Raw genomic sequence first — 24646 nt, 5'->3', positions numbered from 1 at the left:
TACCGGTTGTCGCGTCACTCCACCCAGGCGCCGGCCCGCATCACCCGGACGATCTCCAGGTCGTCGTCGAGCACCACCAGGTCGGCGCGGAGCCCGGCCTGGAGACTGCCCACCTGGTCGCCGAGGCCGACGGCCAGCGCCGGCGTGGTGGACGCCATGCGTACCGCGTCGGGGACCGGGACCCCGGCGGCGACCGCACTGCGCAGCGCCGCGTCCATGGTCAACGTGCTACCCGCGATCGTCCCGTCGTGGGAGAGTCGCGCCACGCCGTCGCTCACGGTCACCGCCTGGCCGCCCAGCTCGTACTCGCCGTCCGGCATGCCGGCGGCGGCCATCGCGTCGGTGACCAGCGCGCACCGCTCTGGGCCGGCGGTGGAGGTGGCGAAGGTGAGCGTCCCCTCATGCAGATGCACCCCGTCGGCGACCAGTTCACAGATCACGTTCGGTGCGGCGAGCAGCGCCACCACGGGGCCGGGCTCGCGGTGGTGCACCGGGCGCATCCCGTTGAACAGGTGGGTGCCGACGCTCGCGCCCGCCGCCACGGCGGCACGGGTCTGCTCGTACGTGCCGTCGGTGTGACCGATCGCGGCGACCACCCCCTGTCGGGTGAGCATCTCCATGGCCGCCAGCGCGCCCGCACGTTCGGGGGCGAGGGTGACCATCCGGACCGCTCCGTCACCGATCTTGATCAGCTCGGTCAGTTCGTCCGTGGAAGGGTCCCGCAGGAACTCCGGGTTCTGCGCGCCGCACCGGTCGGCGGAGAGGTACGGCCCCTCGAAGTGGATGCCGGCGAGCACACCGTCGCGGACCAGCGGCGCGAAGGCGGCGGTGGCCGAGCGCATCAGCTCGAACGGCGAGCTGACCAGGCTGGCCATCAGGCTGGTGGTGCCGTGGCGCAGGTGGAAGGCGGCGGCGGCCCGCGCCTGGCCGGCGTCGCCGGTGGTGAAGGTGTGCCCGCCGCCGCCGTGGCTGTGGATGTCCACGAAGCCCGGCACGATCCAGTGCCCGTCGCGCACCGACGGGTACTCGGCGACGGCACTGATCCGGTCGCCTTTGACCTCGACGCAACCCTGTGGAATCACCCCGCCGGGGGTCACCACCTTGCCGTTCACCCGTACGGTCATGGCGTCTCCATCTGGTCGAGGGCGAGTAGGGCGGCACCGAGGCAGCCCGCCTCGTCGCCAAGGACGGCCGGGACCAGTCGCGGCTCCCGGTGGAAGGTCAGCCGGTCCCGCAGCGCGGCACGCAGCGGGTCGAACAGTCCGGCGCCGGCCTGGGCGAGGCCGCCGCCCAGGACGATGGTCTCCACGTCGAACAGGGCCTGACCGGTGGCGAGGCCGTCGGCCAACGCCTCGACCGCCTCCCGCCAGACCCGGGTGGCCACCTGCTCGCCGGCGGCGGCGCGGGCGGCAACGTCGGCGGCGGTCACCATGGTGCGTCCCGGCGCTGGTGCTTGGGCGGACCCACCGTCCGACGCCGCGCCGACGAGTTCGGCGTAGCGGCGGGCGACGGCCGAGGCGGAGGCGATCGCCTCCAGGCAGCCCGGCCGGCCGCAACCGCAGGCCGGTCCGTCCGGGCGGACCAGGATGTGACCGAGCTCCCCGGCCGCGCCGTGCGCCCCGGTGGCGGCCGAGCCGGCCACCACGTGCGCGGCGGCGATGCCGGTGCCGATCGCCACGAAGAGCACGTGTCCGCCGTCGCGGCCGGCACCCAACCGTGCCTCGGCGAGGCCACCGGCGCGCACGTCGTGGCCGAGCGCCGTGGGCAGGCCGAGCCGCGTGAACGCCAGATCGCGCAGGGGTACGTCCCGGAAGCCGACGTTCGCTGACCAGACCGCGACGCCGCGCGCCTCGTCCACGACGCCCGGCACCACGATGCCGAGCGCGTTCGGCGTGAGCCCGTCCGCGCGTGCCTTGCCGGCCAGTCCCTCGGCCACCGCCAGGATCGTCTCGACCACGGCGTCGGGACCGCGCCCGGCGTCCGTGGGGTGTCGTTCCGCGTGCCGTACGACACCGTCCGCGCTGACCAGCGCGCACTTCATCCCGGTGCCACCCACGTCCAGCGCGACGGCAACCTCCCCGTCGCTCACCCCCACCGCCTCACCTGACGTCCCGACGGGATCGGGTCCGGGTGCGCTGTGCTGAGGGCAGGTTCGTGCCGGGTTCTCGTGGCGAGGACATCACGTGAGCACCACGGAGCGGCTCAGGTGCCGGGGCGCGTCCGGGTCGAGGCCACGGCTGGTGGCGAGGGCGACGGCGAAGCGCTGGGCCAGGATCAGGTCGGCCATCGGGTCGACCGGGGTACGTCCAGCGGCCCACCGGCCGAGCACGGTGTGGTAGCCGTGGGTGCGGCTGTGCGCGAAGGACGCGCCGGTGGCCGCGACGTCCTCGGGCAGACCGTCGGGCAACTCGCCGAAGGCCCAGACCAACCGGCCCGGAGCGGCCACCGAGATGGGGCCGTGACGGTAGTCCATCGCGGGGTACGCCTCGGCCCAGAAGGTGGCCGTCTCGCGGCACTTCAGCGCGGCCTCCTGCGCCAGCCCGACCGTCCAGCCGCGACCGAGGAAGGTGACCTGTTCGATCAGGCTCGGGTCGATCGGCAGCGGAGTCCGGACGGCGACCTCCGCGTCGGCGACCAGGGCGGTCATGTTGTCGCCGAGGTGCGCGCGGAGCAGCGCCAGCGCGGTGGTGGCGAAGCGGGTCTGCACCACGGAGCGTTCGTCGGCGAAGGGCATGATGACGGCGGCGTCCGCGGTCTCCACCACCGGCGAACCGGGATCGCCGACCAGCACCGTGGTCGGGATCCGGCCGCGCAGCGCGGTGAGCAGGTCCAGCACCTCCGTGGTGGTACCGGAGCGGGTGATCGCCAACAGTCGGTCGTAGCGGCGGCCGGCGGGGTACTCGCTCGCTTGGAAGGCATCGGTCTCGCCGTGGCCGGCGGCCTCGCGGCGGGCCGCGTACGCCATCGCCATGAACCACGACGTCCCGCAGCCGACGACGGCTACCCGCTCACCGGGGCGTGGCAGGCGGTCGAGCATCGCCGGGGCCAGCCCGCTCGCCTGACGCCAGCAGTCCGGCTGGCTCGCGATCTCCGCGGTTACGTACGCCATGAGAACTCCTCGCAGGCGGAGGCTTGCGCGTTACGGCTCGTTAGTCCCGTCTTTCGCGCGCCATTCTGCGTGAAACCTACCGGAAATGGCAACCGCAGGAGCGATCGCGCAGAACTGGTTTTTGCCACTTCGTAGTTTCGAGCACTAGTGTGCACGCAACCAAGCACCGATCGTGCAGACACGGGAGGCCCGGGGTGGACCGCTACGCGAGATGGAACGCCCTGCTCGAAATGCTGACCGACTCGGGGCGGGTCACCGTCGAGGAGGCCGCCGAACGCCTGGACGTCTCCCAGGCGACCATCCGCCGGGACTTCGACCAACTCGCGCAGCAGCAGATGATCACCCGTACCCGGGGTGGCGCGGTCGCCAACGGCGTCTCGTACGACCTGCCACTGCGCTACAAGACGGCCAAGCACTCGGCGGAGAAGCAGCGCATAGGTGCCGCCGCGGCGGCCCTCGTCTCTCCGGGCACCGTGGTCGGACTCAACGGCGGCACCACCAGTACCGAGGTGGCCCGGGCGCTGGCCGTCCGTCCGGATCTCAACACCAACGCCGAGGGCGCCCAGTTGACCGTGGTCACCAACGCCCTGAACATCGCCAACGAGTTGCTCGTCCGGTCCCGGATGAAGGTCGTGGTGGCCGGCGGCGTGGTGCGGCCGAAGTCCTTCGAACTGGTCGGTCCGCTGGGCGGGGCACTGCTGCGCGAGGTGACCCTGGACGTGGCGCTGCTCGGCGTGGACGCGATCGATCCGCAGCTCGGCGCCGCCGCGCACCACGAGGGCGAGGCGGCGATGAACAACCTCATGGTGGCACGGGCCAAGCGGGTGGTGATCATCGCCGACTCGTCCAAGCTGGGTGGTCACGCCTTCGCCCGGATCTGCCCGGTCGACCGGGTCGAGACGCTGGTCACCGACTCCGGTGCCGCACCCGAGGTGGTCGACGCCTTCCGCGCCGCCGGCGTCCACGTCATCTCCGCCTGAGGCGTAAGGAAGGGCACCTTCTTAACGCCTGCGGTAGAGGAAGGGCCCCCTCTTAACACCCGTGCGGCGTGTTGGTCCATACCGAGTATTGCCCTCCCGTGCATACCGCGTATGGTGTCGTCGTCGCCCACACGCCAACGGGGGAGGTGCAGCTTGCCAGCTGTCCTGGAAATCGAAGGCCTACGAAAGACATACCGAAGCCGACGGCGCGGTACCCGCAACGCTCTGGACGGCTTCGACATGCACGTCGAGGCAGGCCAGGTGCACGGCTTCCTGGGCCCCAACGGGTCGGGAAAGACCACCACGCTGCGCACGCTGCTCGGCCTGATCCGGCCCGACGGCGGCCGGATGGCGATTCTCGGACACGAGGTGCCGGGAACGCTGGACCAGGTCGCCCCGCAGGTCGGCGCGATCGTGGAGAGCCCCCAGTTCTTCCCGCACTTCACCGCCCGGGACACGCTGTCGCTGCTGGCCGGCGCCGGTGACCTGCCCGAGCGGCGGGTCGACGAGGTGCTGGAACTGGTCGGGCTGCGCGACCGGGCCGGTGAGCGGGTCAAGACGTACTCGCTCGGCATGAAGCAGCGGCTCGCGGTCGCCTCGGCGCTGCTCAAGAACCCGCGGCTGCTGATCCTGGACGAGCCGGCCAACGGTCTCGATCCGGGCGGCATCCGGGAGATGCGGACGCTGATGCGCAACCTCTCCGAGGCCGGCATGACGGTGGTGCTGTCCAGCCACATCCTCGGTGAGATCCAGTTGATCTGTGACTCGGTCACCATCATCTCGCTGGGCCGACGGGTCGCCTTCGGCCCGGTCGACGAGGTGCTGGCACAGCACTCGTCCGGCGCGGTCCGGGCGCGGCTGGAAGCGGTCACCGACCTTCCGGCCGCCGCCACCGCACTGACCCGGGCCGGCGTACGCGTCACCACCAACGACGACCACCTGATGCTCGCCGGGGTGGACAAGCCGGCCACGGTCACCCGACTCCTGGCTGAGCAGGGCCTCTACGTCAGCGAACTCGCACCGATCGCGGTCGACCTGGAGAGCGTCTTCCTCGAACTGACCGCCACCGCACCGGTACCCGGTCAGCACCGGCAGGTCGACCAGTCCGTACGAGTCGACGGGGCGGAGCCGTCCGTGCCCGCCGGGGGAGGTTGGGGCGCGTGAGTCTCTTCCGTACCGAGCTGCGCCGGCTGGCCAAGCGGCGTTTCGCCCGCTGGATGACCGCCGGGGGCCTGCTGGTGCTGGTCCTGGTGGCGGTGGGCATGTTCCTCAGCAACCAGAAGATCGGCCCGGACCAGTTCGCGGAGGCGCGGCAGGCCGCCGACCGGCAGCACCAGGAGCAGGTCCGCTGGGCCGAACAGGAACGCGCGAACTGCGAGCGCGCCAAGACCGCAGGTGAGGACGTCGACTACTACCCGGCCGACTGCGCCGACATCACTGCGCCGCCCCGGGAGTCGATCGAGGAGCAATGGTTCCTGCCCTCGACCTTCAACTTCCGGGAGAGCTTCGGCGAGATGCTGATCCCGCTCGCCGCGATCCTGGCCATGGTCGGATTCGTGGTCGGCGCCTCCTTCGTGGGTGCCGAGTGGAACACCGGCGGAATGATGAACCTGCTGCTCTGGCGGCCGAAGCGGTTGACCGTCCTGCTGACCAAGCTGGGCGCGCTGCTCACCGGGCTGCTCGCCCTGGCCCTGCCCGCCACCGCGGCGTGGTTCGGCAGCATGTGGCTGGTCGCGAACTGGCGGGGCACCACCGAGGGAATGACCTCCGGCACCTGGCAGTCGTTCCTGATCACCGGGCTGCGGGGCATCGTGCTGGCGTTGGTGGCGGCGACGCTGGGCTTCGCCCTGGCGTCACTCGGTCGACACACCGCGATGGCACTGGGCGGGGCGATCGCGGTCATGGTGGTCGGGCAGGTTGGACTCGGGATCCTGCTTTCCATGGCGCAGGTGCGCTTCGCCGAGGCGTGGCTGCTGCCCACCTACGTCTACGCCTGGATGACCAAGTCACTCACCCTTGAGGATTGGCAGGCGTGCAACGCGACCTACACCGGTGAGTGCAATCCGGCCACCCTGGACATCACCTGGCAGCACTCGTCGGTGCTGTTCACCGTCGGGATCGTGCTCTTCCTCGGCGCGGCGCTCTGGGCGATGCGCCGGCGGGACATCACCTGAGTCGTTGGTGGGCGCGGCCGCGGGCAGGTCGCGCTCACCGCTGCTCCGCAGCCGACCGTGCACGGGGACGGTCGGCTGCCCAACGCGCCTGCTGTGCCTGGTGCGCCCGCGGGTGCCCGTGGTTAGGCTGGTGGACCCGGTTGGCGTCGCCCGTGCCGGCCGTCCCCGCGTGAGGAGCACCATGCACCCCGCCGACGCCACCCCGGCAGCGCAGACCGGTCCGGACGCCGTCACGGTGCCGCCGCCGAGATCCGCCCCCGAAGCGGAGTCGGCCCCGGCGCAGGGCGTCCAGGAAGGCGCCGATGCGGCCGGTTCCGCCGGTTCGCCGCCGGCCGCCGCACCCGAGGGCACCCGCGACGGCCCGGGCCCGGGGACCGATCGTGGGCTCGATGAGCGGGAGCGGGACATCCTCGCCTTCGAACGGCAGTGGTGGCGGCATGCCGGTGCCAAGGAACAGGCCATCCGGGACCGGTTCGGACTCTCGGCCACCCGCTACTACCAGCTGTTGAACGCGCTGCTGGACAATCCGGCGGCACTGGCCGCCGACCCGGTGCTGGTGGGCCGGCTGGCACGGCTGCGCGCCTCCCGGGCCCGTAACCGACGCCGCTAGTGCGGTGTCCAGGTCCTCGGTCGAGCCGACGCGGTGCCGGCACAGCGACCGGGGCGTGTCTTCGGGTGCGAGGTGGGTAGCCGGGGCGCGTGGCGATGAGCGGCGGGAGGCCAGGACGGCCGGGACGAATGACACATCCGGACATCGGCGTACCCGAGGCGGCTCCGGAGGAGCGTCGGCGGGGTGCGACGGTCGGGGCCGCACCCACCATGCGGGTACGATCCGCCTCCGCCCCGCCACCCGGCCGGGCCGTCAACGAGGACCTGGTGTTCCGGTTCGGGCCGCTGGTCGGAGTGCTGGACGGCGCGACCGTGCCAGAGGGGTTCGACACCGGCTGCGTGCACGGGCCGCAGTGGTACGTCCAGCACCTCGCCGCCCGACTCGGCCTGGCGGAGGCGGCCCGCCCGGCCGCGACGCTGGTGAGCAACCTCGCCGCCGCGATCCTCGCGGTCCGTTCCGACCACGGTGAGCAGTGCGACCTCGACCACCCTGGCACCCCGTCGAGCACGGTGTGTCTGCTCCGCGACGGTGGCAGTCAGGTCGACTACCTCGTGCTCTGCGACAGTCCGCTGGTGCTCGACACCGGTGGCCGCGTCGACGTGGTGGTCGACGATCGGCTGGTCGCCTCGGCGGCCGACCTGCGCGAGACCGCCGAAGCGCTGCCCGAGCCGATTGACCGGGCCACCCGGTTCCGGCACGCCGTGCGGATGCAGCGCGAGCGAATGAACCGTACCCACGGTTACTGGGTCGCCGCCGCAGACCCGGACGCGGCGTACCACGCGGTGGTCGGCACGCTGCCGCTGCGCGGGCCGGATGCGTTGCGGCGTGCGGTGCTGCTCACCGACGGTGCCTCCGCCGCCGTCGAGGAGTTCGAGCTGATCGACTGGGCCGGACTCCTGGAACTGGTGGCCGCGCAGGGGCCCGGTGCGCTGGTCGAGCGAGTACGCGACGCCGAGCGGGAGTACCCGGACCGGTTGCGTCAGCACAAGGCGGCCGACGACGCATCGGTCGTCTATTGCGAGTTCACCCCGCCCGGCTGACCACTGAGCGTGAGCAGGAGGCGGAATCGGCACGACCGGCCGGTCCCGCTCGCCACAGGGCCCGGTCCGGGCCAATCGGGTGGACTTGCGTCAGCGAGCGCGGAAGACTGCGGCTCGTGACGGGTGCGGTCCGGTTGCAGCCGGTGGACGAGAAGAACCTCGAACCGTTGCTTTCCGTGGCGGTCGCCGAGGCGGAACCAGGCGACGTGATGCCGCCGGTGGAAGCGCCGGCCGGCTGGTCGCACGCGCGGCGGGAGGCGTTCCGGGAGTACCACCGGGGCAACTTCGGCGGCCTCGACGCGCCCGCCCGCACGGCGATGTACGCGATCCGGGCCGGCGGCGAGGTGGTCGGGATGATCCGGATGAGCCGCCGGGACGAGCCCGGCGTTGCCGAGGTCGGCATGTGGCTCGGCCGGTCCGCTCGGGGCCAGGGTCTCGGGCCGGCCGCGCTGCGCCAGTTGTTGGACGTGGCGGCGGCCGCTGGCATGCGGCGTGTCGTGGCGGAGACGACCCACGACAATCGTGGTGCCTTGTCAGCCCTTCGTAAATGTGGTGCCGAATTGCGCGAGGTTGGCGGCAGAATTCATGCCGAGATTTGCCTCGACAATCCCTCTCCGGCGTTCTGATGCCCCCTCGCAACTTTTGCTGAGTCTGGCATAAGAGCGACCGGCAGTAGGGCTGGCGGGGCTGCGGCGCGCCCTGGCACTTCGGCTGGCGGCGTTGTCGTCGTCGGCCATGCAACACCGGCATGGCCTCCTCCTCCGCCTTGCCACCCTCGGCCAAGACCCGCCTCGCCTCCACCGCCCTACTGCCGGTCGCTCTAAGGGCTGCTCAGTGCGGCCTCGGCCGGTGACGTCGGTGCCCGATCGCCGGCCCAGAGATGGACGCCGGGTACGCCGCCTTCCTGGTGGACGCCGACGGGGTCGGAACAAGATCGGCATGGCGAACTGCACGCTGGCCTCCCGACCTACGCGGAGCAGGTCACCGGCACGGGGTGTGGTCACGACAGCCAACCGAGGAATCTACGGTGCAGCAGCCCGGCCGGTGCCCATCCCATGTCCTGGCTAGGTGCCAGTAGGCACGAGCCCATGTAGAGCGCCAGGGACACCGGGGCCTTGTCGTACTCGGCTTGCAGCTCCTGACGACGGGTGCGGCAAGGCCAGGGAGCACCACACCCGGCGCAGGTCCAGACAGGCAGAACAGGGCCGTGCGTCGTCATGACGTCTCCCCCGGCCAGTGGCCCCGGTTGATTGGCGCCCGGTGCCGAGCCCCGCAGGGGAGATCCCGCCCGCATCGACAGGTCACCCGTTTGAGGATGTGGTTCCACGCCGGTCGGTGCCTTCGCGCGAGGGTCAGAGCAACGCCAGCCAGATACTCCCCGTATGAGACGAATCGCGTCATGTGCCCATGGCATCACGCCGGGCTGTACGAGGGCAGCCCCCAACGGCGTTGTCTCACCCGGTTCCCCCTATTGCAACTCCCATGAGTCATAGCGTCAGGTTGTGGAGCTGCTCGGGCTGGATGAGATCCGTGATCTCCTTGGTGGGATCAGCAAGCAGCGCGCCACGATCATCGTGGGCCGCAAGGGATTCCCTGATCCGCTCGTCACGTTGAAGATGGGCCGCGTCTGGGATGGCAAGGCCGTCCGAGCCTGGATCGCCGAGAACCGCCCCAGCCCGGCCGACGAGGACTGACCGGACGCGCTCAGCTACTGCGCCCGCCCACATTCCCGGGCTGGGCCGGCTGGTTCTTCCTCCTCGGTCTACGCACCTTCGAGGACGATCGCAGCGGCGATTGCTTCACGCGGCCCGACCTTCGCCTACGTCTACGTGCGCCTTGGTCTTGCCGTGAAGTGCCACACGACACCACCCGCGCACTCGGTCAGCCGCGTTGTTCGGCGTACGCGGCGAGCCAGGCGACCTGGGCGGGGTCCAGGGAAGGGCGTACCCGGGACCGGGCCGTGGCGACGTGTTCGGCGGTGACCGTGGCGGCGGTCAGCGACTCGCGCATCGCGGCCAGCGCGGCCTCCCGGATCAGGGCCGCGCAGTCGGCGGCCGAGAAGCCGTCCAGCTCCGCGCCGAGTGCGACCAGATCGACGTCCTCGGCGAGCGGCACGTTGCGCGACGCGGCGCGCAGGATCTCGGCCCGGGCTTCGCCGTCCGGCGGCGGCACGTAGACCAGCCGCTCCAGCCGCCCGGGGCGCAACAGCGCCGGATCGACCAGGTCGGGCCGGTTCGTCGCGCCGATCACCACCACGTTGCGCAGTGACTCGACGCCGTCCATTTCGGTGAGCAGCGCGGCGACCACCCGGTCGGTGGTGCCGCCGTCGGTGGCCTGGCCGCGTACCGGGGCCAGGGCGTCCACCTCGTCCAGGAAGATCAGGGTCGGCGCGGCCTCCCGGGCCCGGCGGAACAGCTCCCGTACCGCGCGTTCGCTCTCGCCGACCCACTTGGACAGCAGCTCGGCGCCCTTGACCGACAACACGTTGGCCCGGCCGGTCCCGGCCAGCGCGGTCACCAGGTACGTCTTGCCGCAGCCGGGCGGTCCGTAGAGCAGCACACCCCGTGGCGGTTGCACCCCGAGCCGGGCGAAGGTGTCCGGATAGGTCAGCGGCCACAGCACCGACTCGGTCAGGGTCTGCTTGACCTCCACCAGGTCACCCACGTCGTCGAGGGTCACCCGGGCCAGTTCGAGGGTGGCGGCGGCCATGGTGGTCGGCCGCACCACCTCCAGGGCGGCGGTGAAGTCCGCCATCATCACCGTGGGTGTCTGCGCCGACTTCTGCCGCAGGGCCGCGCGTACTCCGGCCTCACGGACCAACGCGGCCAGATCGGCGGCGACGAAACCGGGAGTACGCGCGGCAACCTCGTCCAGCCGTACGTCGTCGGCGAGCGGCACCGGACGAGTCAGCACGGTCAGCTGCTCCCGGCGCAGGGCGGCATCGGGCAGCGGCACGTCGATCCGCAACGAGAGCAGGCCCGGGGCACGGAGGGCCGGGTCGACCGCCTCCGGTCGACTGGTGGTGCCGACCACCGCCGCTCCGGCCGCCACGAGCCGTGCCACGCACTGCCGGAACACGGTCGCCACCGGCCCGGGCGCCTCCGCCGGGGCGAGCGCCTCCACGTCGGTCACCAGCAGCACGGCCGGCCCCCCGGCCAGCGCCTCGGCCGTCACCGCCCGCAGCCGGGCCGCCGCCGAATCGTTGGTCAGCGCCGCGAGCTCCGGCGCCCAGAGCGGATGCACCCGGGCACCGACCTGGGCGGCCACCGCCCGCACCAGCGCCGCCTTGCCCGAGCCGGCCGGCCCGCTCACCAGTACGCCCAGCGCCACGGTGGTGCTGAGTCGGCTGAGCACCTCGCCGTGGTGGAAGCCCAGGTCGAGCAGCTCCGTCAGCTCCTCGGCCTGGGAGCGCAGGCCGGGCAACTCGTCCACCGACGGGTCGTGGCCCTCGGTCACCCCGAAGCCGGTCCAGGTGCCGGCGGCCGTGTCCGCCTCCCCGCCGGTTGTCCGTCCTTCGTCGGGCAGGCGACCGAAGGTGCTGGAGGTCGCGGGTGCCGGCCAGCCGAGGGCGCTGGTGGACTGGCCGGGACCGGCCGGGACCGCGGTCGCGGGTCGACCGGTCACCGGGCCGGCGTCGCCGCGCGTGGCGGGGCCGTGCTCCCAGCCGACGAGGGTGTCCATGGTGACCAGCGCACCCGGGTCGGGCTCGGCGGCGACGACCCGCAGCAGCGTGCTGGTCCACGCGTAGCCGACCCGGGTGGAGAGGCTGCGTCGGGCCGCCTCGACCAGGGTGCGGGTCGAGGCGTCCGGCAGCACGTCCTGGGGCAGCAGGGAGACGTCGTCTCCGGTGGTGACCACCTTGCCGAGCAGTGCCAGCCGCAGCATCTCCGGGGAGACCACCGCGACGATCTCGGCCGGCCCGGCGAGCAGCACCCGGCGGGCCGGGGTGACCGGGGTCGGGCTCAGCCTGACCTGCCCGCCGTCACGTACGCCGAGGTTGCCCAGCATCAGGTCGTCGGCGTGCAGCAGGGCCGCGCTGGCCGTGCTTTCGGCCGCCGCGACGAGGCCGGCGGTCACCCGTCGTCCGGCCAACCGGACCGGGTCGCCCGGACGCAGCGCGAGGGCGGTGAGCGCCTCCGGATGCAGCCGCACGATGCCCCGCCGGGCATCCAGTGCGGCCGGCCGCAGGCTCGCGATCAGGGTCAGCTCGGGTTCGCCCACCGCCCGACCCTAACGCCTGGTCACCCGGCCTCCGGTAAGCCCGCCCGCTCCTCCCCGCTGAGCAGGGACGGATCCCGGCGGATCAGCTCGGCCAACCGGGCCGCCGGGTCCTCGCTCAACCCGTCCTGGGCGGAGGCCCAGCCGGGCACGGTCTTGACCGACAGCGGCCAGGACGGTGGCGGCGCGGCGGATTGCCCGCTGACCCGGACCTCCTGGTCGACCCAGCCCACCCGCAGGTCGTACGCCTCCCCGTCGTGTTCGACCCGGGCGACCACGGAGGCACCCGGATGCGCTGCCACGGCTGCGCGCAGCGCCTCGGCCACGTCCTCCACCGGGTGCCGTGACGGCGTCTCGTGGGCCGGTTCGCGAACACCGGTCCAGCCGGGTCCCGCGTTGCGGCTTTCAACCCCGCTCCAACCGGAACCGGACCCGTGACCCGGATCCGGTTCCCGACCGGGCTGGTCGTCGGCCGCCACGATCGGGTCAGCGGCCCGTCGACGCAGCGCCTCCTCGCGCCGACGCATCCGGGCCAGAGTCTCGTCCAGTCCGCCTCTCATCCGCCTCACCCCTTCCCACGAGGGGCCTGCGAGCCGGTCGGCTCAGGCCCGCTTCTCCCGGGTGGCCCGGTCCAGCGCGCGGTCCAGGACGACCAGCAGAGCGTCCCTGACCGAGAGCCGGTCCCGCGCGTCGAACTGCACCAGTGGTACATGTTCGCCGATCGCCAGAGCCCACCGGATCGCACTGAGGTCGTGCGCCAACCGCCCGTCGAAGGCGTTCACCCCGACAACGAACGGCAGTCCCGCCCGTTCGAAGAAATCGATCGCCGGGTAGCAGTCGTCGAGCCGGGCGCTGTCGACCACCACCAGAGCGCCGAGCGCACCCCGGGCAAGGTCGTCCCACATGAAGCCGAAACGGGTCTGACCCGGCGTGCCGAACAGGTAGAGCTTCAGGCTGCGATCGATGGTGACACAGCCGAAGTCCATCGCCACCGTGGTGGTGGTCTTTCCGGAGCGCTGACCAGGGTCGTCGACCCCGATTCCGGCGGTGGTCATCTCCGCCTCGGTGGTCAGCGGGGCGATCTCCGAGATCGAGCCCACGGTGGTGGTCTTGCCGACCCCGAAGCCACCTGCCACCAGGATCTTCACCGGAATCGGCGGCTTCGTCCGGTGCGTACCCGTGGCGGCTGGCGTCGTGGCTGGCGGCCGGTACGGCGGGGGTGCGGTGGCGGAGTGCGGTGGCGGTGGCGGTGGCGCGGCGGCCCGGCCGATGGACGGCGGGGGCGGCGTGGGGCCGCCGTAGCGGGTCGCGGCGCTGTTGGCGGCGAGCGTGCCCGGTGGTGCTGCGGGCCAGTCAGGAGATTGCACGAAGTCCATCAATCACTCGCAGGATCACGTCGGGGTCGAGGGCGTCCTCGGCGTCGGTCACGTGCACGTCCAGGTGACCGGCGGCGCGCAGGTCGCCCACCAGCACCCGGGTCACGCCGAAGTGCAACCGGGTCTTTGCGGAGATCTCGGCGACCGAGATCGGCTCACCGCAGAGCGCCACGATCGCCTGGAGTTCCGGGCTCAACCGGGTGGCCGTGACGCTCCACGGTTCGCTGGCCGGTCGAGCGGTCACCTGGGTCTCCAGGCCGATCGTGGGGTCAGCGCCGGCCACCCGGCCGGCGGTCAGCACGAAGGGGCGCGGTCCGGTCGGTCCGGCCTCCTCGGGCTCCGATCCCGCCGCCGCCGGTGTGCCCGCCGGGCCGGCGGAGCCGGTCGGCGAGGACTCACGCAGGTAGGGCCGGATGCGGATCACCGGCTCCTGTTCTGCGCCGGCGGCGTCGGGATTCATTGCTGTACGGAGTTCTTGAGTTCGGCGATCAGGCGCGGAGTGAGCGCACCGCCGGCTCGACCGGCGAAGAGGGTCATCTCGTAGGCGACGGTGCCCAGGTTCGCCGAGCGGTCGGCGACGACGCCGAGGACCGAACCGCTGCTGATCGCGCTGATCAGGAGATAACCCTCGGCCATGTCCACCACCACCCGGTTCAGGCCGCCCAACGCGTACCAACTGGCCGCCCCGCCGGCCAGGCTGGTCATGCCGGAGACCACCGCGGCGAGACGTTCCGCGTTGGACCTGTCCTTGATCGCGGACATGGCCATCAGCAGACCGTCCGACGACACGGCGATCGCCTCCAGCACCCCGGCGGTTCCCGAGGTGAAGGAGTCCAGAAGCCAGTTGAAGGTGCGGGCCTCGGGGCTGAGGTCGCCGGCCGGATGGCTCTGGTGGTCGAGGTTCTCGTGCACGTGCGGGCTGGTCACCGTGGCGTTCCTTCGTTGTCGCTGCGGTCGTTACGGACATCGCGCAGAGCCCGGGCCACGCCCGTCTCGAACGCGTTGATGCGATCGCGGACCTCGGCCGGGTCGCCCGGGTCCTGAGTGAGCGGTTGCTGCGGTAGCTGCGCGATCAGGTTGGCGCCGGGCACCCTGCGGGACAGCTGTGACAACCCAGGGGGAACCGGCGGTTCGACCGGCTGAGGAAGGGCATCGGCCTGGTTCCGCTCGGCCCGGCGTACCCCCGACTCGAACGCCTCGACAGCGGCGCGGGCGGCGTTCGGATCGACGCCGGTGGCACCGACCGGACCACCCTTCGGTGCCGTCATCGGCAGACTGGCTCCCGGCACCCGCTGCCGGATGCCGGGCATCGAGGCCGGTGGGGTCGCCGGGACCGGTTTGACCTGCGGCACGGTGACGGTCGCCGCGTCGATCCCGGTCGGTACGGCCGGCTCCGCGTCGGTCTTCTCGGTGGTTTCCGGGACGGTGGCGAAGGCGTCCCAGGACTCCGTCACCTCCAGGCTCTCGGTGGCCCGGGTCAACAGCGTCGGGTTGAACCCGGCCGGCACGCCCGCCGAATCCGTCGCCGGGTCGACCACGCCGACCGCCGCCGGGATGCCCCGGGCCGGTGGCACCGGCTCAAGCTGCTGCCGGGCCGGGAGAGTGGCCACCGGCGTGGCCCGGCCGACTGGCGGAACCGGCGGGCCGGTCGGCTCGGGCGTCCCGAGGACCAGGGACGTACGGGGAATCTGGAGGGTGGCGGTGACGCCGCCGCCGGGGGTGGCGGAGAGACCGACCGTCCAGCGGTGCCGGCGGGCCAACCGACCGACCACGAACAGCCCCAGCACCTCGGTCGGGGCGAGATCCAGCCGTTCCCGACGGGTGAGGCGGGCGTTCTCGTCGGTCAGCCGCGCCTCGGTCATGCCGATGCCGTGGTCGACCACGGTGAGCTGTACGCCGTGTTCGGTGAGCTCGCCGCTGACCACCACCCTGGCGTGCGGCGGCGAGAAGACGGTGGCGTTCTCCATCAGTTCGGCGAGCGCCAGGACCAGGTCGCCGACGATCGCCGGTGCCGCCTCGGCCTCGGTCGGGACCTGAACGTCCACCCGGGTGTAGTCCTCGATCTCACCGAGGGCGAGCCGGACCACGTTGGCCAGCGGAACCGGCGCGACATGCGCGACGTCGCCCACCGCGCCGGAGAGCACCACGAGGTTGCCCGCGTTGCGCCGCAGCCGGCTGGAGATGTGGTCGAGCCGGTACAGGTTCTCCAGCCGCCCCGGATCGGTCTCCTGCTGCTCCAACCGGTCGATCAGGGCAATCTGCCGCCCGACCAGGTTCTGGGTACGCCGGCCGACGTGACCGAACATCTGCGCGACGTTGCGACGGCTCGCCGCCTGCCGTTCCACCAGCCGCGCGGCCGTGTTCTGCACCCGTTCGAAGGCGCGGGCCAGGTCGCCGATCTCGTCCCGGGCGCGAATGTCGACCGGATCGAGGCGAACGGGTTGGGCGTTGTCGACCTCGTCGTCGGCCACCCGGACCAGCTCGGACTCGGCGACCCGGGCGACCCGGTCGGCGGAGCGGGTGAGGCGGGTCAGCGGTCCGGTCACCGTACGGCCGATGGCCAGGGCGAGCAGCACCACGCCGATCAGGATCACCGTGACCAGCGCGGTCACCCAGTACGCCCCGGACAGCGCCGCCTGCCGTTGCGTGCGTACCTCGGCGGTCACGTCGGCGACCAGCTTCTTCTCGACGAACTGGCCCAGCGTGACCAGTGAGGAGACGGTCGGGAAGAGGGCCTGGATGGGAATGTCCGCCACGGCCGCGGCCGGGTCCTGGGCGCTCTGTTGCAGGAACTCCGGGCTGGTCCGGGCGTCCACTGCGGTCTGCTCGATGTTCACCAGCGCCTTCTGCTCCGGGGTGAGCAGGCCGAGCATCTTGTCGCTCTCCGAACTGAGGGTGGCCATGTTGGCCACGAAGGCGGTGGCGAACTGTGGGTTCGGCGAGCTGGCGACCAGCACGATCAGTGCCCCGCCGCCGCTGAGTCCCTCGCTCTTGCGCAGGATGCTGTCCAGGGCCAGCGTCTGCCGTCCGGCGGGGGTCCGGGTGTCCACGTCGTACGGCAGCCGCAGAGAGTCGATCAAGGCGAGGTGGACCGGCCCGTACGCGCCGATGACCTGTGCCGGTTCCGCCTGGCCGGCCAGTACGGCGGTGCGCAGCCCGGCCAGTTGCTGGACGCCTTCGAGCGCCCCGTCCACCTCGGCCGGAAGGTCGCTGTCGAACTCGGCCCGTAGGTCGACGATCCGGTCGTCCACCTCGGTGATCTCCTGCACCAGTGTGGTGCGTTCCACCTGCCCGAGCAGGAAACCGATGGCGAGCATGCGTTCCCGCTGCATGTGCTGGAGCAGGGTGCCGACCCGGCTGGCGAGCTGGACGGTCTGGTCGATGTCGCCGGCCCGCTGGGCGACGCCGGCCCGTTCCCAGACCACCGGCAGGGTCAGCCCCAGCATGCAGAGCAGGGGAATGGTCACCAGCAGGGTGAGCTTGCCCCGGATCCGGAGCTTACCGAGCAGCATCGAAGGGCCTCCACCGATCCGGCTCGTGGACCTGTCCCACCGGCTGAAGGGTCGGTGACTGCTCGACGGGACGTGTCCCGGCGGGGTCCCACCGGCCATCGGTCGGCGGTCCGGGTGTCACACCGTCCGCGGTCGCGGCCGAGGCGTCTCGCGGAGCGGACATCCAGCCATTCACCGCGAGGCCGATCAGCAGCAGTACGGCGAGGCCGCCCGCGCCGAAGATCAGCAGACGATCCCGGTCCAACTCGTCGAGTCGCTCCACCAACAGCCGGTCGATCTCGTCGAGGAGGACCGGTTGGAGCTGCTTCGCGGCCTGCTGCGCCTCGTTGCGGGCGGCCAGGAGCCGGGTCGTGTCGATCGTGCCGGCCCGGTTGGTCGGCTGTGAGTGCAGGGCCATCGTCTCGACGGCCCGCTGGTAGGCGTCGAAGGGGTTGAGCACGTTCGCGCCCAGGTCGGCGCTCTCCGTGTTCTCCACCACCGACCGCAGGTTGTTGGCCAGGTCGTTGGCGGGTTGCAGAGCGGCACCCCGGAGGGTGGCCAGCTGGACGAGTGACTGGAGCCGTTCGGCGGCGGGCCGGCGGTTCATCAGCACGGCCAGGTCGGTGAGGCGGCCGGCGGCCACCACCGCCTCCGGCATCTCTTCCCCGACGCCGTCCTGAAGGAAGTACGCGTCGGCACCGGGGTCCCGGACCAGACCGGAGGTCTCGCGGACCTTGCCGTGCAGGGCCAGCAGCAGGTCGGTGACCTCTCCGTACACGGTGAAGGCGGCCTCCGGGTCGGTGAGCGGGCGTTCGGGCAGGGCCTCCAGCTTCGCGCGGAGCCCGGCCCACCGCTCGCTGGTGCTCAACTCGCCACCGATGCGGGCGTCGACTGCGGCGGCCCGCTCGACCGCCTGGTCGAGGGTGTCCCGGCGCAGCGACCGGCCGGTGACGGCGGCGCTCTGCGCGTCGACCAGCGCGTCGGTCACCGGACCGAGGGCCCGGAGATATTCGACGCCGAGTCGCTCCCGCGCGACGATGTCGCGGTCGGCGTCGACGAGTTGGTGTGCCTGTACGACAAGGAACGCCACCGGCAGCAGCAGCGCGGTGGCGAGTAGCAGCGGCAACAGCCGGCCCGGTCTCCGGGTTCGGCGACGAACCCGCGGAGCGGGAACGGTCATGGTTGTCTCCTCCGGCGTGGCGCAGGTTGTCCGACGGCGTCGACGAGCCGGTCCCGTGCGCCGGACCGGAAAACTAATCGAAGCCTGGTGCTCTGGGGTCGGTCTGCAAGCGTCAGCTTTGCGTCACTTCGAGCGATGTTACTCACGGCGATCAATTCGCTCACGGTGGGTGCCGCTCATGTAGGAGATAGGCGTACTTGAGTCTAGATTCCAGTGAAAGGCAGGAATTTCCACGATGTGAATTCGTCCCAAAGGTTCGCCGACTGGACTCTGTGCGGACGACCTTCGTCGGTTGACGATCGGGCTACCAGAACGAACGTACGGCGGATCTCAGCTAATACTCAGGTGTCGCGCCGTACCGTGTGCCCAATGAGATCGCCGTTCTCGGCCGCTCGGGCCCGACGTGCCCTGCCCACCGGTCGCCGGGCCGTCGCCGCCACTGCCGTTGTCGGCCTGCTGGCGGTGACCCTGGTGTGGGCGGTCTGGCCGGATCGGCCGGGCTTCCGCACCGAGTCCGCGCTGCTCACCGTCCGGTCTGGCCCCAACGGTGACGAGCCGGTCGACCTGGACACCACGCTGTATCTCCCGCGTGACGCCGCCGCAGGCCGTGCGGCCCCGGCGGTGCTGCTCGCGCACGGCTTCGGCGGCACCAAGGAGTCCGTCCGCACCGACGCCGAGGAACTGGCCGAGCGAGGGTACGCCGTCCTGACCTGGACCGCGCGTGGCTTCGGCCGCAGTGGCGGCCAGATCCACCTGGACAGTCCCGACCACGAGGTACGAGACGCCCAGCGGCTGCTGGACTGGCTCGCCGAGCGGCCCGAGATCCGTACCGACGCGGCCGGTGATCCCCGGGTGGGCGTGGTCGGCGGCTCCTACGGCGGTGCGCTGTCGCTGCTGCTCGCCGCCCAGGACCAGCGGGTCGACGCGATCGTTCCCATGATCACCTGGAATGACCTGTCCCGCGCCTTCCTGCCGGAGAGCACCGGCGGCGAAGCGGCCGAGGGCGTGTTCAAGTCCGGCTGGGCCGGGATCTTCTTCGGGGGTGGCGGAAACGTCGGCTCCGGTCCGGCCGGGATCTCCGGCACCGAAGCCGAGACGCCGGAGGGCGCGCCGGGAGCTGGCCCACCCAGCCCCGCACCGGGCCAGGGGCCCGGCACCGCACCCGGCGTACCGGCCGTCGGCGCTCTGCCCGATCCCTCCTGCGGCCGCTTCGCCGCCGACGTCTGCGCCGCGTACCTGCGCATCGCCGCTACCGGACGGGCCGACCAGGCCGCCGTCGACCTGCTGCGTCGGTCCAGCCCGGCCGGCGTGCTGAACCGGATCGAGGCGCCCACCCTGCTGATCCAGGGCGCGGCGGACACCCTCTTCCCGCTCGGCGAGGCCGACGCCAACGCCCGGGGCATCGCCGCGAACGGCACTCCGGTGCGGGTCGCCTGGTTCACCGGCGGCCATGACGGCGGCTCCGGGCCGCAGACCGACTCCGACCGGGTCAAGTTCCTCACCGCCCAGTGGCTCGACCACTACGTCGCGGGCACCGGGGAGGCACCGGGCGAAACCTTCACCTTCTCCCGGATCGCCGGCTTCGACGCGATGGACCGGGGTCTGGTCGCCACCAGCTACCGCACCGACGACTATCCCGGCCTCGGCGGCGACTCCCGTACCGAGGTGGCTGTGGCCGGCCCGGCCCAACCGGTGGCCAACCCGCCCGGTGGCAATCCCGCCGCGATCTCCTCGGTACCGTTCGCCGGCTCGTTGAGCTCACTGCTCGGTGGAGTGGCCGGCGACATACCCGGGCAGCACGCCCGGTTCGAGTCCGAGCCGCTGACCGAGGCGGTGGACATCGTCGGTGCGCCGACCGTGTCCCTGCGCGCGGCGTCGAGCAGCGGCGAGGCGGTCCTCTTCGCCAAGCTCTACGTGGTGGACCCGGAGGGAGCGGCCACCCTGCCGAGCGGGCTGATCGCGCCGATCCGGCTCGACAATCTGCCGACGAGCGTCGACGCGGCCGAGCCGGTCACGGTGACCCTGCCGGCGATCGTGCACCGGGTGGAGGCCGGGCATCGGCTCCGGCTGGTGGTGGCCACCTCGGACCAGGCGTACACGACCCCGATCGAGCCGGCCGTCCACACGGTCGCGCTCGGCGACACCCCGGTCAGCCTGCCGACGGTCGACAGCGATCCGATCCCCACCGAGGCGGTGCTCTGGCGCTGGATCCTGGTCGGGCTGATCGCCGCGATCGTGGTCGGGCTCGTCGTGCTCGTGGCCGTGCTGCGCCGGCGGCACCGCCGCCAGGACACCTCGATCCATCCCGAGTACGCGGACACCCCGCTGGCGGTGCGTCGACTGCGCAAGGAGTACGCGGACGGCTTCGTCGCGGTCTCCGAGGTGGACTTCGAGGTGCATCCCGGTCAGGTGGTCGGCCTGCTCGGGCCCAACGGCGCCGGCAAGACCACCACGCTGCGGGTGCTGATGGGGCTGACCCAGCCGACCGCCGGAGAGATCTACGTCTTCGGGCACCGGCTGGTGGCCGGCTCACCGGTGTTGTCGCGGATCGGCGCACTGGTGGAGGGGCCGGGATTCCTGCCGCACCTGTCCGGCCTGGAGAACCTGAAGGCGTACTGGCGGGCGACCGGCCGGCCGGAGGCCGACGCCCACTTCGAGCAGGCACTGGAGATCGCCGGGCTGGGCTCCTCGGTGCACCGGCGGGTGCGCAAGTACAGCCACGGCATGCGGCAGCGGCTGGCCATCGCCCAGGCCATGCTCGGCCTGCCGGAACTGCTGGTCCTCGACGAGCCGACCGACGGGCTGGATCCGCCGCAGATCGCCGAGATGCGTCGGGTGCTCCAGCGGTACGCCACCGACGGTCGGGCGGTGCTGGTCTCCAGCCATCTGCTCGCCGAGGTGGAGCAGACCTGCACCCACGCCGTGGTGGTGAACAAGGGCCGGATCGTGGCCTCCGGACCGGTGGAGGAGATCGTCGGTGACTCGCCCAGCGTGCTGGTCGAGGTGAGTGACCCGACCGCGGCCCGCACCGTGCTCGACGGCCTCGGTGGCGTACGGGTTCTGGACGACGCCGACGGGCAGTTGGTGGTCGACACCAACGGCACCGCCCGCAGCGAGGTGGTCGCCGAACTGGTCCGGGCCGGGATCGCAGTGGACCGGGTGGTGCCCCGGCGCCGCCTGGAGGACGCCTTCCTCGCCCTGGTGGGCGAGAACTCTCGGGGAAGCGGGGACCGGTGATGACGGGATCGACTGTCGACCCCGCGGGGGACACGACCAGCGTCGCCGCCTCGGGTGCGGCGGCCGGTTACCGGCCCTCGCGGACGCTGCCCTTCGGCGCGGAGTTCCGCCGGCAGGCATCGCGCCGGCGTACCCAGTTGGCGCTCGGCTTCATGGTGCTGCTGCCGCTGATCATCCTGATCGCGTTCCAGTTCGACTCGAACGACGATGACAATGGCGGGGGAGAATTCGGCAGCCTGATCGATCTCGCCACCTCGGGTGGGCTCAACTTCACCCTCTTCACCATTTTCGTGTCGGCCTCGTTCCTGCTGGTTGTCGTGGTGGCGCTGTTCTGTGGTGACACGGTGGCGAGCGAGGCGAGTTGGGGAAGCCTGCGCTACCTGCTGGCGATCCCGGTGCCCCGGGCCCGACTGCTCACGGTGAAGCTGCTGGTCGCGCTCGCGTACTCGGCGCTGGCGCTGGTACTGCTCGCCGGCACGGCCCTCGCCATCGGCACCATGCGCTACGGCTGGTCGCCGCTGCGCAGTACGGTCGCCGCACAGTTGGAGCCGGGTGAGGGGCTGCTGCGGCTGCTGGCCGTGTTGGGCTATCTGGCGATCGTTCTGCTGGTGGTCGCGGGACTGGCGTTCCTGCTCTCGGTGACCACCGACGCGGCGCTCGGTGCGGTGGGTGGCGCGGTGCTGCTCTGGATCCTCTCCAGCATCCTGGATCAGATCACCGCGCTCGGCATGATCCGGTCGTTCCTGCCGACCCACTACAGCACCGCGTGGTTGGGGCTGCTCTCCACACCCATGCAGACCGACGACATCGTCCGGGGCACCGTCTCGGCGATCTGCTACGCGACCGTGTTCTGGGGCCTGGCCTTCTGGCGTTTCACCCGCAAGGACATCACCAGCTGAGCAGCGCCACCTGGTCAACCGGTGCGGGGCAGCGTCTCCGGGGCGGGGGTGGGATACATACACGGGCTGTTTCCGGAAGTTCCAATCGCTATTATCGACGTGGGAGCGTTCCCAAGAAGAGAGATTGCATCGACAACTATCTATACTTCCTGCATTCTGGTGCCATCACCCACTCGTAGGAGGTACCAATGCGTGCTGACCGGTTCGGCGGGCCGGCATTGTCCCTGTTCCGCATTGTGATCGGGTTACTGTTCCTCATTCACGGCATGTCGTCCGTCTTCGGGCTGTTCGGCGGCAACCGCGGCACCGGCGAGGCCGTGCCACTCGGCCAGTGGCCCGGTTGGTACGCCGCGGTGATCCAGTTGGCCTGCGGCGCCCTGGTGCTCCTGGGGCTGTTCACCCGCCCCGCTGCCCTGCTGGCGTCGGGCTCCATGGCCTACGCGTACTTCGTGGTGCACCAGCCCGAGGCGCTGCTGCCGATGCGCAACCACGGCGAGTTGTCCGTGCTCTTCTGCTGGTCGTTCTTCCTGGTCGCGGTGCTCGGCCCGGGTACCTGGGCGGTGGACACGCTGTGGCGGCGCGGTGCCGCGACGGTCGCCATCGCCGAGGGCGAACCGCGCTCCGTGCCGGCCTGACAGCGACGCTCGGCGGCGTCGGGCTGAGCACCGGCGCCGCCGAGTGGGAACGCCTTCTCCAACTGAACCCGCAGCTCACGCCTTGAGCGCCGAGCTCATGGTCCGGCGGAGGTCCAGAAAAATCCAATCGCTCACAGGCTGGGATTGACCGGCGACGGCCGCGACCGGACTGCCTAGAATCGGCCACACAACTGCATACCTCATCCAGAGGGGCTGAGGGATACGGCCCGACGACGCCCCGGCAACCACCTCGCGCGCTCACCGCTGAGCGTTCGGCGAGGCAGGTGCCAATTCCGTCCCCGCCGCAGGGTGCGATGCGGGGAAAGATGAGAGGACTTCGACATGACGTCGACGCTCGCCCCATCCGGTATCGACACCGCCACCAGCCCCGCCCGTGCCCTTGTCTGCCGTGCCTGTTCGGCCCGCTACCCGCTCGCCGCCCAGCACGCCTGTTACGAGTGTTTCGGTCCGCTGGAGGTCGACTACGACCTGTCCGCGCTCGCCACTGTCACCCGCGAGCAGATCGAGGCCGGCCCACGCAATCTCTGGCGGTACGCCGCCCTGCTTCCCGTCGGTCAGGACCCGGCCACCAGGGTCACCCTGGACCCGGGATTCACTCCGCTGGTGGCCGCCGACCGGCTCGCCGCCGAGTTGGGCATCACCGCCGCGTTGTGGGTCAAGGACGACAGCGCCAATCCCAGCCACTCCTTCAAGGACCGGGTGGTGTCGGTGGCGCTGACCGCCGCCCGTGCGCTCGGCTTCTCCCGGTTCGCCTGCGCCTCCACCGGCAACCTCGCCAACTCCGTCGCCGCGCATGCCGCCCGGGTGGGTACGCCGTCGGTGGTCTTCATCCCCAGTGACCTGGAGCAGGGCAAGATCGTCACCACCGCCGTCTACGACGGCGATCTGGTCGCCATCGACGGCTCGTACGACGACGTGAACCGGCTCTGCGGCGAACTGGTCGAGACCGACGAGTTCGAGGACACCGCGTTCGTCAACGTGAACGTGCGGCCGTACTACGCGGAAGGGTCCAAGACGCTCGGCTACGAGGTCGCCGAGCAACTCGGGTGGCGGATCCCAGCCCAGGTCGTCATCCCGATGGCCTCGGGGGAGTTGCTCACGAAGATCGACAAGGCGTTCAGCGAACTGGTCGAGATCGGCCTGGTCGAGGCACCGGCCGACGGCTGGAAGGTCTTCGGCGCACAGTCGACCGGCTGCAACCCGATCGCCACCGCGCTGCACACCGGCACCGACGCCATCACCCCGGTCAAGCCCACCGGCATCGCCAAGTCGCTGAACATCGGCGACCCGGCGGCCGGGCTGTACGCCCTGGAAGCGGTGCGTCGTACCGGTGGCTGGATGGACCACGCCGACGACGACGAGATCCGCGCGGGTGTGCGCCTGCTGGCGCGTACCACCGGGGTTTTCGCGGAGACCGCCGGCGGGGTGACCGTGGCGGTGCTGCGCAAGCTGGTCGAGTCGGGCCGGCTGGATCCGACCGCCGAGACGGTGGTGTTCAACACCGGAGACGGGCTGAAGACGCTCGACGCGGTCGCCGGCGAGGTCGGCCCGACCCACCGGATCAAGCCATCGTTGCGGGCCGCCCGCGACGCCGGCCTGCTGAGCTGACCGTGACGGCTGGGTGAGTAAGCGGCATTTCGCAGGGAGTGAGCGAAACACGCCGGCAGGGACTTGAC

21 protein-coding genes and 1 riboswitch are annotated in these 24646 nt (G+C 71.5%); of the genes, 11 read left to right on the top strand and 10 right to left on the bottom strand.

Annotated elements, in window-relative coordinates:
• Positions 1-14: 14 nt before the first annotated feature.
• The 3 genes from nagA to Vlu01_RS11875 form a co-directional block, all read right to left on the bottom strand.
• Complete coding sequence (gene nagA / locus Vlu01_RS11885) at positions 15-1124, bottom strand: N-acetylglucosamine-6-phosphate deacetylase (protein ID WP_203997718.1); 1110 nt, start codon at positions 1122-1124, stop codon at positions 15-17.
• Positions 1121-2089, bottom strand: coding sequence for an ROK family protein (locus Vlu01_RS11880; RefSeq protein ID WP_203997715.1), 969 nt, complete (start codon positions 2087-2089; stop codon positions 1121-1123). The genes nagA and Vlu01_RS11880 overlap by 4 nt, the downstream gene beginning before the upstream one ends.
• Positions 2090-2179: 90 nt before the next feature.
• A complete protein-coding gene (locus Vlu01_RS11875) occupies positions 2180-3109 on the bottom strand; it encodes an SIS domain-containing protein (RefSeq protein ID WP_203997711.1) in 930 nt (309 codons plus the stop codon).
• Between the two features lie 194 nt (positions 3110-3303).
• Between Vlu01_RS11875 and Vlu01_RS11870 the strand changes: the two genes are divergently transcribed.
• The 7 genes from Vlu01_RS11870 (at position 3304) to Vlu01_RS11840 (ending at position 9607) form a co-directional block, all read left to right on the top strand.
• A complete protein-coding gene (locus Vlu01_RS11870; protein WP_203997707.1) occupies positions 3304-4089 on the top strand; it encodes a DeoR/GlpR family DNA-binding transcription regulator in 786 nt (261 codons plus the stop codon).
• A gap of 153 nt (positions 4090-4242) precedes the next feature.
• The gene (locus Vlu01_RS11865) at positions 4243-5253 is read left to right on the top strand and encodes an ATP-binding cassette domain-containing protein (protein WP_275409318.1); all 1011 of its coding nucleotides are present in this window, start codon (positions 4243-4245) and stop codon (positions 5251-5253) included.
• Positions 5250-6263, top strand: a complete 1014-nt coding sequence (locus tag Vlu01_RS11860; protein WP_203997701.1) for an ABC transporter permease subunit — start codon at positions 5250-5252, stop codon at positions 6261-6263. Before Vlu01_RS11865 ends, Vlu01_RS11860 begins: the two co-directional genes overlap by 4 nt.
• Before the next feature lie 181 nt (positions 6264-6444).
• On the top strand, positions 6445-6873 hold the full coding sequence (locus tag Vlu01_RS11855) for a DUF3263 domain-containing protein (protein WP_203997698.1): 429 nt from the start codon (positions 6445-6447) through the stop codon (positions 6871-6873).
• A gap of 128 nt (positions 6874-7001) precedes the next feature.
• Positions 7002-7913 (top strand): hypothetical protein, encoded by a 912-nt coding sequence (locus Vlu01_RS11850; RefSeq protein ID WP_239095851.1) that lies wholly within the window; start codon positions 7002-7004, stop codon positions 7911-7913.
• Between the two features lie 116 nt (positions 7914-8029).
• Positions 8030-8539 (top strand): GNAT family N-acetyltransferase, encoded by a 510-nt coding sequence (locus tag Vlu01_RS11845; RefSeq protein WP_203997694.1) that lies wholly within the window; start codon positions 8030-8032, stop codon positions 8537-8539.
• 876 nt (positions 8540-9415) lie between these two features.
• Positions 9416-9607, top strand: coding sequence for a hypothetical protein (locus tag Vlu01_RS11840; protein ID WP_203997692.1), 192 nt, complete (start codon positions 9416-9418; stop codon positions 9605-9607).
• 187 nt (positions 9608-9794) lie between these two features.
• On the opposite strand, the gene Vlu01_RS11835 is transcribed toward Vlu01_RS11840, so the two are convergent.
• Genes Vlu01_RS11835 through Vlu01_RS11805 form a run of 7 tightly spaced genes read right to left on the bottom strand, consistent with a single transcriptional unit; the run spans position 9795 to position 18178 of the window.
• Entirely contained in the window at positions 9795-12134 is a 2340-nt protein-coding gene (locus Vlu01_RS11835) for an AAA family ATPase (protein ID WP_203997689.1), read from the bottom strand.
• Positions 12135-12154: 20 nt separating this feature from the next.
• The gene (locus tag Vlu01_RS11830) at positions 12155-12691 is read right to left on the bottom strand and encodes a hypothetical protein (protein WP_203997686.1); all 537 of its coding nucleotides are present in this window, start codon (positions 12689-12691) and stop codon (positions 12155-12157) included.
• A gap of 42 nt (positions 12692-12733) precedes the next feature.
• Positions 12734-13507 carry a GTP-binding protein gene (locus Vlu01_RS11825; protein WP_239095850.1) on the bottom strand — a complete coding sequence of 258 codons (774 nt, stop codon included), beginning with the start codon at positions 13505-13507 and terminating at the stop codon, positions 12734-12736.
• Positions 13485-13967 carry a DUF742 domain-containing protein gene (locus tag Vlu01_RS11820; RefSeq protein WP_203997684.1) on the bottom strand — a complete coding sequence of 161 codons (483 nt, stop codon included), beginning with the start codon at positions 13965-13967 and terminating at the stop codon, positions 13485-13487. Before Vlu01_RS11820 ends, Vlu01_RS11825 begins: the two co-directional genes overlap by 23 nt.
• Positions 13964-14434: a roadblock/LC7 domain-containing protein gene (locus Vlu01_RS11815; protein ID WP_093403345.1), complete on the bottom strand. Its 471-nt coding sequence runs from the start codon at positions 14432-14434 to the stop codon at positions 13964-13966. The genes Vlu01_RS11820 and Vlu01_RS11815 overlap by 4 nt, the downstream gene beginning before the upstream one ends.
• Positions 14431-17019: a sensor histidine kinase gene (locus Vlu01_RS11810; RefSeq protein ID WP_203997681.1), complete on the bottom strand. Its 2589-nt coding sequence runs from the start codon at positions 17017-17019 to the stop codon at positions 14431-14433. The genes Vlu01_RS11815 and Vlu01_RS11810 overlap by 4 nt, the downstream gene beginning before the upstream one ends.
• Positions 17006-18178 (bottom strand): hypothetical protein, encoded by a 1173-nt coding sequence (locus Vlu01_RS11805; protein WP_203997678.1) that lies wholly within the window; start codon positions 18176-18178, stop codon positions 17006-17008. The genes Vlu01_RS11810 and Vlu01_RS11805 overlap by 14 nt, the downstream gene beginning before the upstream one ends.
• Positions 18179-18547: 369 nt before the next feature.
• Between Vlu01_RS11805 and Vlu01_RS11800 the strand changes: the two genes are divergently transcribed.
• The 4 genes from Vlu01_RS11800 to thrC all read left to right on the top strand — a co-directional run bounded on the left by Vlu01_RS11800 (position 18548) and on the right by thrC (position 24578).
• Positions 18548-21415: an alpha/beta fold hydrolase gene (locus tag Vlu01_RS11800; protein WP_203997675.1), complete on the top strand. Its 2868-nt coding sequence runs from the start codon at positions 18548-18550 to the stop codon at positions 21413-21415.
• Positions 21415-22314: an ABC transporter permease gene (locus Vlu01_RS11795; RefSeq protein ID WP_203997672.1), complete on the top strand. Its 900-nt coding sequence runs from the start codon at positions 21415-21417 to the stop codon at positions 22312-22314. The genes Vlu01_RS11800 and Vlu01_RS11795 overlap by 1 nt, the downstream gene beginning before the upstream one ends.
• A 188-nt stretch (positions 22315-22502) precedes the next feature.
• Positions 22503-22949 carry a DoxX family protein gene (locus Vlu01_RS11790; RefSeq protein WP_203997669.1) on the top strand — a complete coding sequence of 149 codons (447 nt, stop codon included), beginning with the start codon at positions 22503-22505 and terminating at the stop codon, positions 22947-22949.
• Between the two features lie 197 nt (positions 22950-23146).
• A riboswitch (SAM riboswitch) is annotated at positions 23147-23282 on the top strand.
• A gap of 9 nt (positions 23283-23291) precedes the next feature.
• A complete protein-coding gene (gene thrC, locus Vlu01_RS11785) occupies positions 23292-24578 on the top strand; it encodes a threonine synthase (protein ID WP_203997666.1) in 1287 nt (428 codons plus the stop codon).
• The last annotated feature ends 68 nt before the right edge of the window (positions 24579-24646 follow it).

The sequence above is a fragment of the Micromonospora lutea genome (assembly GCF_016863535.1).
Classification (GTDB): domain Bacteria; phylum Actinomycetota; class Actinomycetes; order Mycobacteriales; family Micromonosporaceae; genus Micromonospora; species Micromonospora lutea.
Note: the sequence above shows the minus strand (reverse complement) of the source record. Positions and strands in the feature narration are given on the sequence as shown.